Consider the following 17,168-nt stretch of genomic DNA (forward strand, 5'->3'; position numbering starts at 1 on the left):
GACCCATTATGCCATTTGTTTTGCTTTTTCTACTACTTCTTCGATGCGACCAACTAGACGGAACGCATCCTCTGGAAGGTCATCATACTTACCGTCTAAGATTTCGCGGAATCCTTGGACAGTTTCATTAACTGGCACATAGGACCCTTGCTGACCTGTAAATTGCTCTGCAACGTGGAAGTTTTGTGATAAGAAGAACTGGATACGACGCGCACGAGATACGGTAAGTTTATCTTCGTCAGATAATTCATCCATACCTAAAATGGCGATAATGTCTTGTAGTTCTTTATATTTTTGTAATGTTTGTTGTACTTCACGCGCAACATTGTAGTGCTCTTCTCCCACTACTTCAGGGTCAAGGGCACGAGATGTAGAGGCAAGAGGATCCACCGCAGGGTAAATACCTTGCTCTGATAATTTACGATCAAGGTTTGTTGTTGCATCTAAGTGAGCGAACGTTGTAGCCGGTGCCGGGTCTGTATAGTCATCGGCTGGTACATAGATTGCTTGGATAGAAGTAACAGAACCTTTATTAGTTGATGTAATACGTTCTTGTAATTGACCCATTTCCGTAGCAAGTGTTGGCTGGTACCCAACGGCAGATGGCATACGGCCAAGAAGTGCCGATACCTCTGAACCTGCTTGCGTAAAACGGAAAATGTTATCAACGAACAATAGCACATCAGCACCTTTTTCATCACGGAAATATTCCGCCATGGTAAGTCCTGTTAGTGCCACACGCATACGTGCTCCTGGTGGTTCGTTCATCTGACCGAATACCATCGCAGTTTTAGAGATTACACCTGAATCTTTCATTTCATAGTAAAGGTCGTTACCTTCACGAGTACGTTCCCCAACACCTGCGAATACGGAAATACCACCGTGCTCTTGTGCGATGTTGTTGATCAGCTCTTGAATAAGTACGGTTTTACCTACACCCGCACCACCAAATAAACCGATCTTACCACCTTTAATATAAGGTGCCAATAAGTCGACAACTTTAATACCTGTTTCTAGAATTTCTGTTTCTGTTGCTAGGTCTTCGAATTTTGGAGATTCGCGGTGAATTGGATCACGGCGTACATCTGCATCAATTTCTTCGTCAAGGTCAATTTTCTCACCTAAAACGTTGAAGACACGACCTAGTGTAATATCACCTACTGGTACTGAGATCGGTGCATTTAAGTCTGTAACTTCTGCACCACGTTGAAGACCTTCTGTAGATGACATCGCAATTGTACGTACAGAGTCATCGCCTAAGTGAAGAGCAACTTCTACTGTTAGTTCTTGCGCTTCACCGTTCACATCATACTGTATTTTTAACGCGTTGTAAATTTCAGGGAGATGGCCGTCTGCGAATTTAACGTCGACAACCGGTCCCATAATCTGAATAACGTGTCCTTTTGCCATCGATTTCCCTCCTAACTAAAGATTTACTACCGTACGATTGTATTATTCTAATGCGGCTGCCCCACCAACAATTTCGGTGATTTCTTGCGTGATTGCTGCTTGTCTTGCACGGTTGTACTGTAATGATAAATCGTCAATAAGTTCATCCGCGTTATCCGTCGCACTTTTCATGGCAGTCATACGAGAAGCATGCTCACTCGCTTTACTGTCTAATAATGCTCCGAAAATCAAGCTCTCCGCATACTGTGGCAATAATACATCTAATATATCCTGTTGATTTGGCTCATATTCATACGTGCTCTTTGTACCACTAGACTCTTCTTGTAGATCTGTAAGTGGTAATAGTTTTTTCGATGTTACTTTTTGTGAAATCGCACTGATGAAGTGATTATGGAAAATCACTAATTCATCAATTTCTTCATCAATAAAAAGTTGTACCGTTTCAGACGTTAGATCTTTGATATCAGCAAAATTCGGTTGATCTGATAGGCCTGTGATCTCCTTAAGAATTGGGATATCACGTTTCATGAAAAAGTCACGAGCCATGCGCCCTACTGCGATAACGGCATATTCATCTTTTGATTGATGTTTCTCTTGAATGGTGCGATATACTTCACGAAGTATTCCACTGTTAAAAGCCCCCGCAAGACCACGATCAGCAGTGATGACAAAATAAGCTGTCTTTTTCACTTCACGTGTTTGTAGCATTGGGTGTTCAGTATCCTGACCACTGCCAGCGATACTACTTACCACTTCTTTGATCTTATTGCTGTATGGATCAAAAGCTTTGGTGAATTCCTCTGCTTTGCTTAACTTCGACGCAGATACCATATGCATTGCTTTTGTGATCTGTTTCGTCTTTTGCGTGGAATTAATCCGTGTTTTGATATCTCTAAGAGATGCCACGTTGTTTCACCGCCCTTTCCTAAGAGGTTGACGCTATTACTTACGAAATGTGACTAACCGGACACTTTCGCTTTTCTATCATTATTCAGATACGACAAATGTTTTTTTGAATTCTTCTACTGCGCCACTCATGTCGCCGGCGTCTGCTAGAGCTCCTGTTTCTTTGATTGTAGTAAGCAGCTCTGGCTTGTTGTTGTCTAACCAAGTTAAAAATTCATCTTCAAAACGTGTGATATCTTCAACAGGAATGTCATCAAGGAAACCTTTAGTTAACGCATAGATGATCATAACTTGTTTTTCTACCACTAGTGGCTTATGAAGACCTTGTTTTAGTACTTCTACTGTACGAGCACCACGGTTTAATTTTGCTTGTGTTGCTTTATCTAAGTCAGAACCGAACTGTGCAAAAGATTCCAACTCACGGAATGAAGCTAAATCCAGACGCAATGTACCGGCAACCTTCTTCATCGCTTTGATCTGTGCAGAACCACCTACACGTGATACCGATAGACCTGGGTTGATCGCTGGACGTACACCTGAGAAGAATAAGTCAGACTGTAAGAAAATTTGACCATCTGTAATCGAAATTACGTTTGTTGGTATATAAGCGGAGATATCCCCAGCTTGTGTCTCAACGAATGGAAGTGCTGTTAAAGAACCTCCACCTTTGTCGTCATTTAATTTTGCTGCACGCTCTAATAGACGAGAGTGTAAGTAGAATACATCCCCTGGGAATGCTTCACGTCCTGGCGGGCGGCGTAATAATAAGGAAAGCTCACGATATGCGTTCGCTTGTTTAGTTAAGTCATCATATACAACTAATACGTGTTTGCCGTTATACATGAACTCTTCACCCATGGATACCCCTGCATATGGTGCAAGGTATTGAAGTGGTGCAGGCTCACTTGCGCCGGCAGATACAACGATAGTGTAGTCAAGAGCTCCGTGTTTACGTAGTACTTCTACTGTTCCACGTACGGTAGAGTCTTTTTGACCAATTGCTACATAGATACAAACCATATCTTCATTTTTTTGATTCAAGATTGTATCGATTGCTACAGTTGTTTTACCTGTTTGACGGTCACCAATGATTAACTCACGTTGACCACGACCGATTGGTACTAATGCATCAATCGCTTTGATACCAGTTTGTAATGGCTCATCAACGGATTTACGATCCATTACACCAGGTGCTGGAGATTCAATTGGACGTGCTTTAGAAGTTTCCACTGGACCTTTTCCATCTACTGGTTGTCCTAATGGGTTTACGACACGACCAATAAGTTCCTCCCCTACTGGCACTTCCATAATACGACCTGTACGACGCACCTCGTCACCTTCACGAATTTCCGTGTAAGGTCCGAGAATTACGATCCCGACATTTGATTCTTCTAAGTTTTGTGCCATACCCATGACACCATTTGAAAATTCGACAAGCTCACCAGACATGACGTTATCAAGACCGTGTGCACGTGCGATACCGTCACCAATTTCGATAACTGTACCAACATCATTCACTTCGATGTCTGAATCATAGCTTTCGATTTGCTGCTTAATCAGCGCACTGATTTCTTCAGCTTTAATGCTCATGCCATTTCACCCCTATCGTCCTTAATTTGCGATTTGTCGTTCGAGACGATCCAATTTACCTTTGACAGAGCCGTCATATACCGTGTTGCCAACTTTGATCTTGACACCACCAATAACGGATGGATCGACCTTGTTATTTATCTTTAATGTTTTTACATTCAATTTCTTTGTGAACACATTTTCGATTTTCTTTTTTTCCGCATCTGACAATGCGCGAACCGAATAGACAATTGCTTCCTTCACACCTTTTGCCTCATTTGCAAAAGTGATAAAGTGATCAACAACATCTGGAACAATCGATTCATTGTGACGGTCTACAAGTAACGAAAGTGTATGTAATACATCCTTCGAAAAGCCTGCGAACGCTTCGTTAAGTAGTTGCTTTTTCTTTTCTGCTTCTACTTTTGGATGTTGTAAGAGTTGAAGAAAGGCTTCGTTCGTTTGGAAAACTTCTTTGGCTGTTGCCAATTCCGTTTCCAGGAAATCTATTGTTTCCTTTTCTGTACCGATTTGAAAAAGAGCTTCTGCATAACGCTTTGCTACATTCGTTTTACTCATTGCTCTTCTCCTACCTCTTTAATGTACTCACTGATCAACTGTTCTTGATCCTCTACACTAATTTCTTTTTCAATCACCTTAGTAGCAATTTGTACAGACAATGTTGCCACTTGTGCCTGAAGTGCTTCAACTGCTTTTTCTTTCTCGCGTGCGATATCTTCTTCTGCAGACTTCTTAATACGAGCTGATGCCTCGTTTGCTGCTTCGATAATCGCTTTTTCCTGCTGCTGACCAGCTTTTTTCGCATCTTCAATAATCTGTTGTGCTTCTTGACGCGTCGCTTTTAATTGTTCGTTTGCTTCACGTGATGCTTTTTCTGCATCCGCACGGTTCTTTTCAGCTGTATCAATTTCATTTGCAATATGGTTTTCACGTTCTTCCATTTTGTTCATTAATGGACCCCACGCGAACTTTCTCAATAGCCATAGCAAAACTGCAAAACTGAAAATGGCAAATGCCATATCTCCGCCATTTAAACCGCCGATTGAAGCTTGAATGATGAGTCCACCTTCTAAAAGTTGCACAGTGTTCACTCCTTCCCACGATTAGTCATCTATTTCGCTCTAACATTACATTCTTTTTTGTGTTGCTTTTTCGCTCCGTGCGTTTATACCCGGCGCTCTTTGCTTTTCTTTTGTCTAGCTATAAGCGCCAGAAACTAGTGCCCTTCCCTCAGCTCTGTACGATAAGTCATCATCCGTTCCTTCGTCACGGTGATTCCTTTATCTCCTACGCTTCAGTCCAGGTCATACGTTTCTACCCGGCGCTCTTTGCTTTTCTTTTTACAAAGGAATGGCGAAGGTTGTCTTAGACGAACTTCGCCATTCTATCAGATTAAGTATAATTACATTACCATGAAGGCAATAACTACGGCGAAAATTGGAATCGCCTCTACTAACGCTACCCCGATAAACATTGTTGTTTGAAGTGCACCTCTTAATTCTGGTTGACGTGCAATCCCTTCTACTGTACGACTTACGATCATACCGTTACCTAAACCAGCACCAAGTGCCGCTAAACCAATTGCTATTGCAGCTGCTAAAGCTCCCATTATTTGTTTCCTCCTTTAAAATGTATAGATAAATAAGATTTTATTATTTTAATGGTCTGAACTCACTTTATGAGACATGTAAACCATTGTTAACATTGTAAAAATAAATGCTTGAATAGCACCTATGAATAAACTGAATCCTTGCCATGCCACCATTGGAATGATGGATATTAATGTGAATGGTGCAGCCACGAAGGCCATTTTTGTAATAAGTGATAGTAAAATTTCACCTGCAAAGATATTACCGAAGAGACGTAAACCTAATGTTAAAGTGTTCGTAAATTCTTCAATAATTTTAAATGGTAGTAAAAATGGTACAGGTCGTACATAATCTTTTGTATACTCCTTGAACCCTTTTACTTTTACTCCATAGTAATGAGTTAATACAATGACCAACGCTGATAATGATAATGTGAGCGTTGCATCAGAAGTAGGTGATTTCCACCATAACGTATGCCCCCATACACCCATGGTAATAACACCAAGAATGTTACTAATAAAGATGTACACTAGTAGAGTTAATCCTAGTGGTAAGAATATTTTCCCTGTTTTCCAATCCATCGTATCCCCGATAATGCCTTTGACAAAATCGATAACCCACTCCATAAAGTTTTGGAAACCGGTTGGCTTCATTTTTAAATTTCTTGCTGCTAATGTACAAATGATAAATACAATTACAGAAGAAATAAACGTCATTAAAGTAGTGGACAGGTTAAAATCTAACCATGGAATCCCAAACAGATCATGAAACAGCGGTGATTCGTGATCCAATTCCTTCACCTCACTTCCTTTTGCTCGTCTTGTTTTCTGAATAGTGCAAAATCTATCATAATAACAACATAAGTTGTCATTAATCCCAAAATAACAGCCATCAAATGGAAATATTCTTCAAAGCGCATTGCGATAATAACCGCTAATGCTGCAGTGGCTAAACGGGTAAATGTACCAATTCCTGATGTTCGACCACCATGTGTGACAGCTTGTCCAAAACGGTCGATCTTACGCTGCATTACCCATAAATTATAAAAACTTAGTCCTGTTCCCATGAGGAGTCCGAGGAATATTCTTGAAAAAGGTGTAAATCCCCAGCCAAGAACAAAAAGTGCAAGAAGGTAGAACATCCATTTACGCTGACGGGTTATCATATTTTTGTATTGATCCATGGTTATTCGTCTCCCGTTAAATCTCGTACGTAATGAATGGTTCCGTATAAACCGGCTCCTAGACCCAAAAGTAGTCCGATCACTAAAAAAAGTGGTGTTGTGGATAGGTACTTGTCCATACTTCTACCTATGAGTAAGCCAATTAATGGAGCACCGACAATTTGTGACAAAATAGCACTATAAACCGCCAGACCATGGTAAGGGCTCTTTTTTGGTGGTGACATTTGCTCACTCCTATATATACAAAACATGTTACTTATGTATGAAGGAAGAAAATCTCACATATACACATGTCATTTTCTTCTGCAGTGATTTTCGTCACACCTCTGTAACCCTTATCATCCACACTAAATTAGCATACAATAGGGGTCACTTATTGTCAATCGATTTAACAGACAAAAACCAAAAATAAACGGACAAGTTTCCACACTATTCGGCAGATCCCTATTCCTGCTAGTCATCGCGTAACATTCGTTATTTTTTGAAAATATTGTGAAAATTCCTTCGAGTTTCGAAGGAATTGATTTAAAGCGGGTTTAAGGGACATTTATCCAGTCCCCTCGACCGCTTAAACTAGAAAAATCATCCTGTTCCACCTTCCCAAACTGTCTGGTATTGGTAGGTTTGATTTTCGTTGGTTTTGATCGTTATGTTTGCGATATATTGGTTTTGAAGTTGCTCTTGTTGTTCAATCTCTCCTTCAATAACGCCTGGTTTTAGTTCTGTTCGTTCAACTAGAGTAGTGACAAATTCCAATGTTTTGGCATCGTATAGATCTATCGTTAGTTTATCGGCTTCTTCTACTAAATATAATTGATAATGATACGTATCTTCGAGTGGCGTTATTGTTAATTCCAAGCCCATTGCTTTCGGTATATCATGCGCTTCTGTTAAAAACATATACGGAATCGGGGTATCATTTAAATATAGATAGCCTTGTTTGATACCTTCCTCCATTTGACCGGATCTGATCGTTGCTTTTACTTCAATTTCTTTCCTTTCGCCTGGTTGTAATGTAAAGCTTTGGGGTAGCTGAAAACGAATGTCTTGATCTTGTACGGGTAAGTCAAATGCATATTGCTGTGCTTGATCAGAGATATTCTCGACGGTAAGTTTGCTCACTTTATGTTCACTGTTATCTGTTATCTTACCAAATTGCAATAATGATTGATGGATTAATGTATCTGTTTCCAACGCTGCTTTCGGATCGATTTTACCTGCCCCTTGTTCTATTGGCAGGAAGTTTTCTAAGGGATTTGCCGTTGTGAGAATTGCTGCTTTTAATTGAGCTGGTGTCCAATCCGGATGGGCTTCTTTTAGCAACGCGAGAACACCTGCCACATGTGGTGCCGCCATACTTGTTCCGCTTAACGCCTGATATCCACCTGGGACCGTGCTTAAAATACTGGCACCTGGCGCAACTATTTCTGGTTTTATTGCCCAATTAACAGTAACAGGTCCTCGTGAACTAAATTCTGTAACCGTATCTTGAATCTCTTCATAATCGATCGATAAATAACCTGGATTCTCTTTTAACCATTTTCCGTCCTCTTGGCTAATCGCTGCAACAGGTATCGAAGTATTCGGATCTACTGCACCTTGAAAAACTCCTTCTTCATTGTTCGCAATCAGTAGTGCTGCTGCTCCTTTTTTCTCTGCTTCTAATGCTAATTGGGCAAAAGGTATCTCGCTGCGATCCATAATCAATATCGTATCATTTTGAATTTCTTCCTGCTTATCTGTTACTTCCAGATCGCGGGGGAAATCCCAATTAGAAGAGCCTTGCATCGGTATCATCTCAATTTTTTCGTCATGAAATCGATCGTACAAAAAAGGAAGTTCTAACCTAGGGGTAGATGCTCCGACTGAAATGACCTGATTCGCTGTTGCAGGTGAACCGACCGTCCATAAATCGGGACCTGTATTACCATTGGCGATGACCACTGTGACACCTTGCTCTGTTGCCCGGTTCACTGCGACACTTGTTGGCCAATCTGGACCATTAATGGCATTCCCTAATGACAGATTGATGATGTCCATTCCATCTTTTACTGCCTTTTCGATGGCCGCCATCACCTGTACCGATGTCCCAGTTCCACCTGGACCAAGTGCACGGTAAGCATAGAGCTCTGCTTCTGGAGCAACTCCTTTCATCTGACCGTTCGCACCTATCACTCCTGCGACATGGGATCCATGCAAAGTAGGCATGCCTTGTTCGGCGGTTGATTCCATCGGGTCATCATCAAAATCAACAAGGTCATATCCGCCACTGTAATTCACTTGCAAGTCGGGGTGCGTATAGTCTATTCCTGTATCAACAATTCCCACTTTGACACCTTTTCCTGTAAAGGAGAGTGGTTCAGGTATTAAAAATGGGACGCTCTCATTGATATTGGTCTGTGATAGTTGTGTTTGATATTCCTGAACGGAGTAAGTTTGCTGAAAGTTTGTGCGTCTTTTGATTTTTTCGAGGTTATGCTGGTCCGTTTTGATCGCAACGCCATTGAAGATCGTGTCATAGATAGCAAGGATTTCTACATTGTGATGATATGTTTCTATTTCTTCGGCGAACTCATTTGGATCACCTTCTACTTCGATAATAAAGGAGTATTCAGTTGGATCTACAATTGCTGAGGTAAATAAGAAAAGGGATAAGATCAATGACACAAGAAGCACTCCTTTTAATTGGATAGGAGTATTGTTTACGATTGGAAGGGAAGATATGTATGATGAAGAGCAAGATTTTCTGAGACGTTGCGGACGTCTATTCCTTTATTTCAGGAAAATTGGGTTAAATTGTATACTTTTTGTTGGAATAACGGAACCGATGTCCGCCAGTACTCGAAAAACACTATTTTTGACTCATTTAGCGGAATAGATGTCCGCTCATAAGCTCTAAATCAAAAATAGCATACAAGTAAATGCATGCTATTTCTTATAACTTTATTTTGTTCCAAACAAGCGATCTCCGGCGTCTCCCAGGCCTGGAACAATATATCCTTTTTCATTAAGTTTCTCATCAAGAGCTCCAAGGTAAATATCTACGTCAGGGTGTTCTTTTCGAAGCATTTCTACACCCTCAGGTGCTGCGATCAGACACATTAATTTAATGTTAGTCGCACCACGTTTCTTCAATGAATGAATCGCATCATTGGCAGAACCGCCAGTTGCTAACATGGGATCAATCACGATCAATTCACGTTCTTCGATATCAGAAGGAAGTTTGATATAATATTCAACCGGTTGTAATGTCTCCGGATCACGATAAAGACCTACATGTCCCACTTTTGCCGCTGGAATTAACTTAAGCATCCCGTCAACCATGCCTAGACCTGCTCTTAAAATAGGAATAAGCCCAATTTTCTTACCACTGATCACTTTCGTTGTAGCTTCCATCACTGGTGTCTCAATCGTCTTATCTTCAAGTGGAAGATCTCTCGTAATTTCAAAAGCCATTAATGTTGAAACTTCATCTACTAAAGCTCGGAATTCTTTCGTCCCTGTATTTTTATTACGTATGTACGTCAATTTGTGCTGAATTAACGGATGATCTAATACAAACACATTACTCATGAGGAAAACTCTCCTTTTTTACAAATTATTATCCCAAGAACCCACAATATTCATCCTTAAAATTGTACAGAAAAACAAACAAGCATGCAAGCATAATTTAGAAAAGCTTGAGAGCTTGTTATATCGGGCGCTTTACCAATACAAACAAAAAAGCTAGACGCATGTCTAGCTTTCGCTTTATTGATATAATGGGAACTTTGCAGTCAAGGCTGTTACGCGTTCACGAGCTTCTTTTAGCGTTGCTTCATCTTCTGGGTTTTTCAATGTTAGAGCAATGATTTTTGCTATTTCTTCCATTTCTGTTTCACCAAAGCCGCGAGATGTTACTGCTGCCGTACCGACACGGATACCGCTAGTTACAAACGGGCTTTCCGGATCAAAAGGAATCGTGTTTTTGTTTGTAGTGATACCTACTTCATCCAGCGCTGCTTCTGCGACTTTTCCAGTTAGGTTTAAACCGCGAACATCTAATAATAACAGATGGTTGTCTGTCCCGCCTGATACAGTGCGGATACCTTCTGATTCTAATACTTCCCCGAATTTCTTTGCATTTTTAATAATATTTTGACCGTACTCTTTAAAAGATGGCTGCAATGCTTCTTTTAAGGCTACCGCTTTTGCTGCGATCACGTGCATTAACGGACCACCTTGCATACCTGGGAATACTGTTTTATCAATTTTCTTAGCAAATTCTTCTTTACATAACACCATACCACCACGTGGACCGCGTAAGGTTTTGTGCGTTGTTGTCGTTACAAAATGTGCGTGTGGTACCGGATCTGGGTGTAAACCTGTTGCCACAAGTCCTGCGATGTGTGCCATATCTACCATTAAATATGCACCCACTTCATCGGCAATTTCACGGAATTTCGCAAAATCAATTTGGCGTGGGTAGGCACTTGCACCGGCAACGATCAATTTCGGTTGTACTTCTTTCGCCTTTGCCAAGACATCTTCATAATCGATTTGTTCGGATTCCTGATCAACACCATAATCAACGAAATCGAATAGTTTACCACTAAAGTTAACCGGACTTCCGTGTGTTAAGTGTCCACCATGACTTAGATTCATTCCAAGTACCTTATCTCCTGGCTCTAAAATAGTAAAATAAACAGCCATGTTAGCCTGTGCACCAGAGTGTGTCTGTACATTGACATGCTCTGCACCAAACAGTTCTTTGGCACGATCGCGCGCTAAATCCTCAGCAACATCGACATGCTCACATCCACCATAGTAGCGACGACCTGGATAGCCTTCTGCATACTTATTGGTTAATACCGATCCTTGTGCTTCCATTACCGCCTCTGAGACAAAGTTTTCTGAAGCAATCAATTCAATCTTATCGTTTTGGCGCTTTCTTTCATCTTCCATCGCTTGAAAAAGTTCTGCATCAAAATTTTTTACGTGATCCATTTTTGCTCCCCCTAAAATTTTTTGGTAGGTGTTTGTACATCATTCGTCATTTGTATGATCTTATTCTAAAATAACATCATTTTTGAAATAATTCTATACCTTTTTACGAATAAAAACAAGAAAACATGCACCTTTTATTCGTAAAAAATAAAAAAAGGTGCATATTTTGTTCCCTCGTTAGTCCGGATACACAGCTCTTGGACCGCCAATTAATTTTGGTCTTGTTCGTGCATAAGTTGTTCTTGCGTTGCCAACGTAACGCTTCTCCAATCGTAGAGGAATTGCTACAGGTCTCAGTTGCATACCAATCATGGTTTCGCCAATGTCGATACCAGCATCAGCTTGAATTGACTCGACCACAACCGCGTCTTCTAAATGATCATATGCGTATGCTGCCATGGAGCCGCCAGCTTTACGAACCGGCCTTACAGATACCTGGTCAAGACTCTTTTCTCGCATTATTTTCTTTTCTAACACGATCGCTCGATTTAAGTGTTCACAGCATTGAAAACATAAATGAACACCTGTTTTTTCTTTTAAGCGGCTTAATTCCTGAAAAATCATTGCTGCAACTTCTTCGCTGCCTGCTGTACCGATCCGTTCACCTGCTACTTCACTCGTCGAACAACCAACGACAAAGAGGTCACCTTCTGATAGGAGATGAAGTGAAATCCATTCATCCACAATTGCTCTTAGATCTAATCCCCATTGATCCAATTTCATGGATTTTCCCCTCTTTCCTTTATTTATTCTCGTAATCTGTTAATTTACCAACACGGTTCGCGTGACGGCCGCCCTGGAACTCTGTACCTAACCATTCTTTAACTATTTCTCGTGCCAGACCAGCTCCAATGACACGTTCACCCATTGTGATCATGTTCGAATCATTATGCTCACGAGTTGCTCTTGCACTAAATACATCATGTACTAGCGCAGCACGTATCCCTTTTACTTTGTTCGCTGCGATGGACATACCGATTCCAGTTCCGCAAATCAAAATACCACGATCAAATTCTCCGCTTGCTACTCGTTCAGCCGCCGGAATTCCGTAATCCGGGTAATCAACAGAATCTTCACAACCACAGCCAATGTCTTCATATTCAATGTTCAATTCTTCTAATAGAGATATAATTTCCTTTGACAGATTAATACCGCCATGATCAGATGCTAAAATGACTTTCATAGCAATAATTGCTCCTTTTTTAGTAAATGTGTTGTTTAGCTTAGCTTAAATTGCTCGATCTTTATTTTCAAGTTTTGTGCTTGTTGTTCGAGCGAAATTGCCAATTCTTCTAAATTTTCGGCAAAATCTGCCTGTTCTTCAACAGTGGCACGCATTTCCTCTGCACCAGTAGATGTTTCTTCCGCGATAGCAGCCACATTTTGTGACTTTGCTTGTGTTGCTTCGATTTCTTGCAATTGATTATCAACGAGCTGTGATATTTCTCCGATAGCGGATGCTACCTGATGAACAGAGTCAGACATGTTATCAATGACTTCGTTCGTTTGCTCGCCTTTTTTCACTTCTCCTCGCGTTTCATCCACTTGTGTTCGCATATTACCCACTACCAGTGCAACATCTTTTTGCATGTCTTGAATTAAGTTAGAGATTGTTTGCACGGCGTTCGAACTTTGGTCCGCTAATTTCCTTACCTCTTCGGCGACAACCGCGAACCCTTTCCCTTCTTCCCCAGCACGAGAAGCCTCAATCGATGCATTCAATGCTAAAAGGTTGGTCTGTTCACTGATGTCTCCTACAAGAGAGATAACATTTTCAACTTCTTTCGCTTTTTGGGATAATCGATTCACGTCATGAAGCGCATGATCCTGATTATCTGCCAACTGCATAATACCAGTAAGTAATTGACTGATGACATCTTTAGATTCATTTAACTGCTGAACCATTTCATTTGATTTACCCTGTGAATCCTCAGCCTTTTGATCTACTTGTGTGGCAAGGCGAGTGGAATTCTCCACTGCTTCTGCTGTTTGTTGAATGGCTTCTGAAGTCTCCTCGGCTCCTGTTGAAATTTGACCGATTGTGTCTCCTAAGACAACTGTTTGTTGTTTTGATATAGATGCAGCGTCTTTCATTTTATGTACGGATTGTGATGTTTCTGTCGCATGCTGTTCAATTTCCGTTAGAACTGTTTTTAAATGGTGGACCATTTTTTGAAAAGCGAGGGTTAACGCACCAATCTCGTCATCCGTCGATTTTGGCGATTCAATCTCTTGATTCAAGTCACCTTCAGCCACTTTTATTGCAATATTTTTCAAGCGGTTAAGTGATTTGGTGATAAACCCCGCAGCAGCAAAAGCCAAAATACCAGACCAAATAATCCCTAATATTAATGTACCAAGTACATACCATAATTCTGATATTTGAATATACGGTCTGATCAGTTCCTGTAAAAAATAAATAAAAAACCCACTGGTAGAGTAGGTGATAATGGCTAGTAAAGTAGTAAATACTACTAGCTTAATTCTGAGACTTACCCCTTTTTTTGTTTTTCCCTCCATTTGACGTCCTCCTCAAAAAACATGACTTTTTATCTATCTTTATTCTCTATCTTTTTGACTAATAGTGCAAGATAAATATCCAATTCTTGATAAGTTTTTTGATAAGTCATGTAATTTCCGCCAAAGGGATCAATAATATCAACATTTTGAACAGTTTTCTCTAACTGATTAATTTGATCCGTTAAATTTGCATCAACTTCGCTTCCTGCTAGTTTCGCTTCTTCTAAATGAGCATAGGATTCTTTTAACTTATTCCAAGCATGTTCATACTGAGGGTCAGCATATTCTTTTAATGTGTAGATTTTATCAGCATCTGCTGGATAGCTTTGCTTCAGCAGATCTCGGTGATTTTTGGTCATGGTGATAATTAAATCAGCCCATTTCATCAAATCGTCCGTAACAGGCTGGGATTTATGGTCAGATGAAATCCCTTGTTGTTTTAATACCTCCGTTGTCCCCATTGACGCCGGCATTCCTTCACCTGCGAATATCCCGGCAGATTGAACGTGATGTTTTGTTTTATGTTGAAATATCGCTTGAGCCATTGGACTGCGACATGTATTACCCGTACAAACGAATAAAATATTCATGTATGTGCTTGCCTCCATTTTTTCATGATACTATTGCTTATTATATCACATTATCAGAATAGTACATGCAGTCCAAATCCAAAGAGGATCGTGCCCCCTATTAGTTCACTATAGGTGCCTAATAGATGATGCGTTCGTCTGCCAATTAGTAATGCAAACCATGTCAATACCGTGCTAAAAAGGCCAAACATGGAAATCGCAAATACAGTTGCCGCACCGGATAAACCAAGTGATATTCCTATCGAAAAGCTGTCTAAACTTACGCTAAAAGCAAACATGATTAAGCCAAAACCTACTGGTGCTAATATTTGTGTATCTTTTTGCCAAAAGGTTTGAAATATCATTTGGGAACCTATCGCACATAATAATAAACCTGCAGCTAGAATGGCAATTCCCTCTATTTTATTGGATAGTATCGAACCTAACAGCAAACCTATGAAAGGCATGATCATATGAAAAATACCAACTACAAGTCCGATCAAAAATATTCGTTTCAAACGGATTGCTTGCATACCAATACCCAATCCAACGGAAAAAGCATCCATTCCTAATGCAAAAGCCATACATATAATGGAGATAACTTCACCTATTGATGCCACCATAAAAAAGCCCCCTTCGCCCTCGAACAAAACAGGTGGGACAAATCCCCTGTCCCCTTGTCCCATTCTTATGCGTGGGGGTATCGTTATATGTTTGTGTTTTGGATATGGCGGTGGGTGGCGGCTTTGGTAAGTCGGTTCATAATAGCATCACCGATTCCTTCCTGCGGGTAGGTTTCAGCTAAAATGATGTCGACATTGGTATCATTAAAGTATCTTAGTGCGAAGTATAAGTTGGCGGCTACTTCTGATAAATTATCTTTGCTGCCACAGTTATAGCTAATGTCTGCCTGGAGCTGATCAACTATCGGTTTACTAGCGATGATGCCTACTTTTTTTCCTGCCTGTTGATAGGTTTTGATATGATTTTGAAAAAAAGTTTGATCGCCATCTATTAATACAAGTGGAGCATCGGGTTCATAATGATTATATTTCATCCCCGGTGATTTCGGCTGCTTTTCCTTTAGTGATCCTGTTAATTCGACTGTGCCAGCTACTTTCTCTATTTGCTGTTTTGTCACACCACCAGGTCTTAAAATAACCGGGATATCACCTGTTGCATCCACCACCGTTGATTCCAAGCCAACTCCCGTGGCGCCTCCATCAATAATTCCGGCGATTCTACCATATAAATCTTGATAGACATGCTCTGCCGTCGTTGGACTCGGTTTTCCTGATAGATTAGCACTTGGTGCAGCAAGCGGCAGATTAGCTTCTTGAATAAGAGCTCTGCCAATTTCATGATCAGGAATACGAATCGCCACGGTATCCAAGTTAGCCGTAACTGTATCTGCGACAATTCCATTACTTTTTAAAATAATGGTAAAAGGTCCTGGCATAAAATGGTCAATTAGCTTTTGAGCCATTGTGGATATCTCTCTTACATAATGTTTTATTTGATTTGGTTCATGCACATGGACTATTAACGGATTATCGGATGGGCGTCCTTTTGCTTTAAAAATCTTGGAGACAGCCACTTCGCTTGTTGCATCTGCGCCCAATCCGTAAACTGTTTCCGTGGGAAATGCCACTACTTCTTGATCGTTCAATAATTGAGCGGCTTTTATTAATGACTGTTTGCTTGCATCCCATTTTTCTGTTTTCATGTTATCCCTCGATCTAGATATATTCTACTGTAATTATGAAGTTATCAAGAAAATTGTGCAAGCATACTTCCTTATCCACACCCTTTTCCACAAAAATCATGATAAATGTGCATAAATTAGATATTTATACACACTTCATTAACAAAATATGATTTTATAGGCCAACTTCTTTTGTTTATACACAGGATTTTACACAATTAGTTAAAATTTTGTGTATAACCGCTGTTTTTATCCACATCTTCCAGTCTAGTTATCCACCATGAAGCTTGTAACGATTCTTCTAAAGCCTGATCTGTCAAGTGATAGCCCAATTGTGTTAATAACTGCTCGAGAACAGTTGTTTTGCTGTGGATAATTAGGGATGTGGCCCCATAGCTTTGTGTTAGCTGTTCCGCTGTTTGAATAATCGTGACTGGCAGTAAAACAGGTGCACTTCGTTTCATGATTAAACTCCGTAACCAATAAGTATCACGATCAACAGGCATAAGGGAAAAAAAAGCAGTCGGTGTTCCTTGTTTATAAATAAAATACCCATATTTCTTCATTTCTATTTCATTGAATGGCGGCACCTTTTCGTCAAAAAAATCTTCAAATTCCTCTTGTTCCAATTCTTTCGTCGGTTTTAATTGCATCCTCTCACCTCTATCATTTCGTCTTGCTATTAATCTATGACAAAATGATAGATTTAT

General features: G+C 40.3%; 19 protein-coding genes. All 19 read right to left on the minus strand.

The genetic code is table 11. The annotated features are described in order from the left end of the window. Positions 1-6: 6 nt before the first annotated feature. Positions 7-1,410 (minus strand): F0F1 ATP synthase subunit beta, encoded by a 1,404-nt coding sequence (gene atpD / locus GI584_RS20815; RefSeq protein ID WP_100358972.1) that lies wholly within the window; start codon positions 1,408-1,410, stop codon positions 7-9. A gap of 42 nt (positions 1,411-1,452) precedes the next feature. Beyond that, positions 1,453-2,316 carry an ATP synthase F1 subunit gamma gene (gene atpG, locus GI584_RS20820; protein WP_153792492.1) on the minus strand — a complete coding sequence of 288 codons (864 nt, stop codon included), beginning with the start codon at positions 2,314-2,316 and terminating at the stop codon, positions 1,453-1,455. 81 nt (positions 2,317-2,397) lie between these two features. Beyond that, positions 2,398-3,906 carry a F0F1 ATP synthase subunit alpha gene (gene atpA, locus GI584_RS20825; RefSeq protein ID WP_153792493.1) on the minus strand — a complete coding sequence of 503 codons (1,509 nt, stop codon included), beginning with the start codon at positions 3,904-3,906 and terminating at the stop codon, positions 2,398-2,400. 21 nt (positions 3,907-3,927) lie between these two features. Next, on the minus strand, positions 3,928-4,464 hold the full coding sequence (locus tag GI584_RS20830; RefSeq protein ID WP_153792494.1) for a F0F1 ATP synthase subunit delta: 537 nt from the start codon (positions 4,462-4,464) through the stop codon (positions 3,928-3,930). Next, the gene (atpF, locus tag GI584_RS20835; RefSeq protein ID WP_153792495.1) at positions 4,461-4,988 is read right to left on the minus strand and encodes a F0F1 ATP synthase subunit B; all 528 of its coding nucleotides are present in this window, start codon (positions 4,986-4,988) and stop codon (positions 4,461-4,463) included. Before atpF ends, GI584_RS20830 begins: the two co-directional genes overlap by 4 nt. Positions 4,989-5,308: 320 nt before the next feature. After that, positions 5,309-5,515 carry a F0F1 ATP synthase subunit C gene (gene atpE / locus GI584_RS20840; protein WP_018930781.1) on the minus strand — a complete coding sequence of 69 codons (207 nt, stop codon included), beginning with the start codon at positions 5,513-5,515 and terminating at the stop codon, positions 5,309-5,311. A 48-nt stretch (positions 5,516-5,563) separates the two neighbouring features. Continuing rightward, a complete protein-coding gene (gene atpB / locus GI584_RS20845; RefSeq protein WP_100362402.1) occupies positions 5,564-6,286 on the minus strand; it encodes a F0F1 ATP synthase subunit A in 723 nt (240 codons plus the stop codon). A 5-nt stretch (positions 6,287-6,291) separates the two neighbouring features. After that, complete coding sequence (locus tag GI584_RS20850) at positions 6,292-6,678, minus strand: ATP synthase subunit I (RefSeq protein WP_153792496.1); 387 nt, start codon at positions 6,676-6,678, stop codon at positions 6,292-6,294. 2 nt (positions 6,679-6,680) lie between these two features. Beyond that, complete coding sequence (locus GI584_RS20855) at positions 6,681-6,902, minus strand: AtpZ/AtpI family protein (RefSeq protein ID WP_100358966.1); 222 nt, start codon at positions 6,900-6,902, stop codon at positions 6,681-6,683. Between the two features lie 358 nt (positions 6,903-7,260). Continuing rightward, the gene (locus tag GI584_RS20860; protein ID WP_228552299.1) at positions 7,261-9,345 is read right to left on the minus strand and encodes a S8 family serine peptidase; all 2,085 of its coding nucleotides are present in this window, start codon (positions 9,343-9,345) and stop codon (positions 7,261-7,263) included. Between the two features lie 276 nt (positions 9,346-9,621). Next, complete coding sequence (gene upp / locus GI584_RS20865; RefSeq protein WP_100358964.1) at positions 9,622-10,251, minus strand: uracil phosphoribosyltransferase; 630 nt, start codon at positions 10,249-10,251, stop codon at positions 9,622-9,624. A 177-nt stretch (positions 10,252-10,428) separates the two neighbouring features. Continuing rightward, positions 10,429-11,664 carry a serine hydroxymethyltransferase gene (locus GI584_RS20870; protein WP_153792497.1) on the minus strand — a complete coding sequence of 412 codons (1,236 nt, stop codon included), beginning with the start codon at positions 11,662-11,664 and terminating at the stop codon, positions 10,429-10,431. Between the two features lie 177 nt (positions 11,665-11,841). Then, positions 11,842-12,387 carry a TIGR01440 family protein gene (locus GI584_RS20875; RefSeq protein ID WP_153792498.1) on the minus strand — a complete coding sequence of 182 codons (546 nt, stop codon included), beginning with the start codon at positions 12,385-12,387 and terminating at the stop codon, positions 11,842-11,844. A 19-nt stretch (positions 12,388-12,406) separates the two neighbouring features. Continuing rightward, positions 12,407-12,847 (minus strand): ribose 5-phosphate isomerase B, encoded by a 441-nt coding sequence (gene rpiB, locus GI584_RS20880; protein ID WP_100358961.1) that lies wholly within the window; start codon positions 12,845-12,847, stop codon positions 12,407-12,409. A gap of 35 nt (positions 12,848-12,882) precedes the next feature. After that, on the minus strand, positions 12,883-14,184 hold the full coding sequence (locus tag GI584_RS20885; RefSeq protein ID WP_153792499.1) for a methyl-accepting chemotaxis protein: 1,302 nt from the start codon (positions 14,182-14,184) through the stop codon (positions 12,883-12,885). A 29-nt stretch (positions 14,185-14,213) separates the two neighbouring features. Then, positions 14,214-14,774: a low molecular weight protein arginine phosphatase gene (locus tag GI584_RS20890; RefSeq protein ID WP_153792500.1), complete on the minus strand. Its 561-nt coding sequence runs from the start codon at positions 14,772-14,774 to the stop codon at positions 14,214-14,216. A 53-nt stretch (positions 14,775-14,827) separates the two neighbouring features. Then, positions 14,828-15,376: a manganese efflux pump MntP gene (locus tag GI584_RS20895; protein WP_100358958.1), complete on the minus strand. Its 549-nt coding sequence runs from the start codon at positions 15,374-15,376 to the stop codon at positions 14,828-14,830. Positions 15,377-15,459: 83 nt separating this feature from the next. Then, the gene (locus GI584_RS20900; protein WP_153792501.1) at positions 15,460-16,479 is read right to left on the minus strand and encodes an L-threonylcarbamoyladenylate synthase; all 1,020 of its coding nucleotides are present in this window, start codon (positions 16,477-16,479) and stop codon (positions 15,460-15,462) included. 197 nt (positions 16,480-16,676) lie between these two features. Beyond that, the gene (locus GI584_RS20905; protein WP_100358956.1) at positions 16,677-17,111 is read right to left on the minus strand and encodes a hypothetical protein; all 435 of its coding nucleotides are present in this window, start codon (positions 17,109-17,111) and stop codon (positions 16,677-16,679) included. Positions 17,112-17,168: the final 57 nt, after the last annotated feature.

The organism is Gracilibacillus salitolerans (genome assembly GCF_009650095.1).
GTDB classification, from domain to species: Bacteria; Bacillota; Bacilli; order Bacillales; family Amphibacillaceae; genus Gracilibacillus; species Gracilibacillus salitolerans.

Bases quoted from the DNA above. Each gene is read 5' to 3' on its own strand.
- atpD (WP_100358972.1), bottom strand. From the start codon at position 1,410: ATGGCAAAAGGACACGTTATTCAGATTATGGGACCGGTTGTCGACGTT.
- atpA (WP_153792493.1), bottom strand. From the start codon at position 3,906: ATGAGCATTAAAGCTGAAGAAATCAGTGCGCTGATTAAGCAGCAAATC.
- GI584_RS20830 (WP_153792494.1), bottom strand. From the start codon at position 4,464: ATGAGTAAAACGAATGTAGCAAAGCGTTATGCAGAAGCTCTTTTTCAA.
- atpE (WP_018930781.1), bottom strand. From the start codon at position 5,515: ATGGGAGCTTTAGCAGCTGCAATAGCAATTGGTTTAGCGGCACTTGGT.
- GI584_RS20850 (WP_153792496.1), bottom strand. From the start codon at position 6,678: ATGGATCAATACAAAAATATGATAACCCGTCAGCGTAAATGGATGTTC.
- GI584_RS20855 (WP_100358966.1), bottom strand. From the start codon at position 6,902: ATGTCACCACCAAAAAAGAGCCCTTACCATGGTCTGGCGGTTTATAGT.
- upp (WP_100358964.1), bottom strand. From the start codon at position 10,251: ATGAGTAATGTGTTTGTATTAGATCATCCGTTAATTCAGCACAAATTG.
- GI584_RS20870 (WP_153792497.1), bottom strand. From the start codon at position 11,664: ATGGATCACGTAAAAAATTTTGATGCAGAACTTTTTCAAGCGATGGAA.
- GI584_RS20875 (WP_153792498.1), bottom strand. From the start codon at position 12,387: ATGAAATTGGATCAATGGGGATTAGATCTAAGAGCAATTGTGGATGAA.
- rpiB (WP_100358961.1), bottom strand. From the start codon at position 12,847: ATGAAAGTCATTTTAGCATCTGATCATGGCGGTATTAATCTGTCAAAG.
- GI584_RS20885 (WP_153792499.1), bottom strand. From the start codon at position 14,184: ATGGAGGGAAAAACAAAAAAAGGGGTAAGTCTCAGAATTAAGCTAGTA.
- GI584_RS20890 (WP_153792500.1), bottom strand. From the start codon at position 14,774: ATGAATATTTTATTCGTTTGTACGGGTAATACATGTCGCAGTCCAATG.
- GI584_RS20895 (WP_100358958.1), bottom strand. From the start codon at position 15,376: ATGGTGGCATCAATAGGTGAAGTTATCTCCATTATATGTATGGCTTTT.
- GI584_RS20900 (WP_153792501.1), bottom strand. From the start codon at position 16,479: ATGAAAACAGAAAAATGGGATGCAAGCAAACAGTCATTAATAAAAGCC.
- GI584_RS20905 (WP_100358956.1), bottom strand. From the start codon at position 17,111: ATGCAATTAAAACCGACGAAAGAATTGGAACAAGAGGAATTTGAAGAT.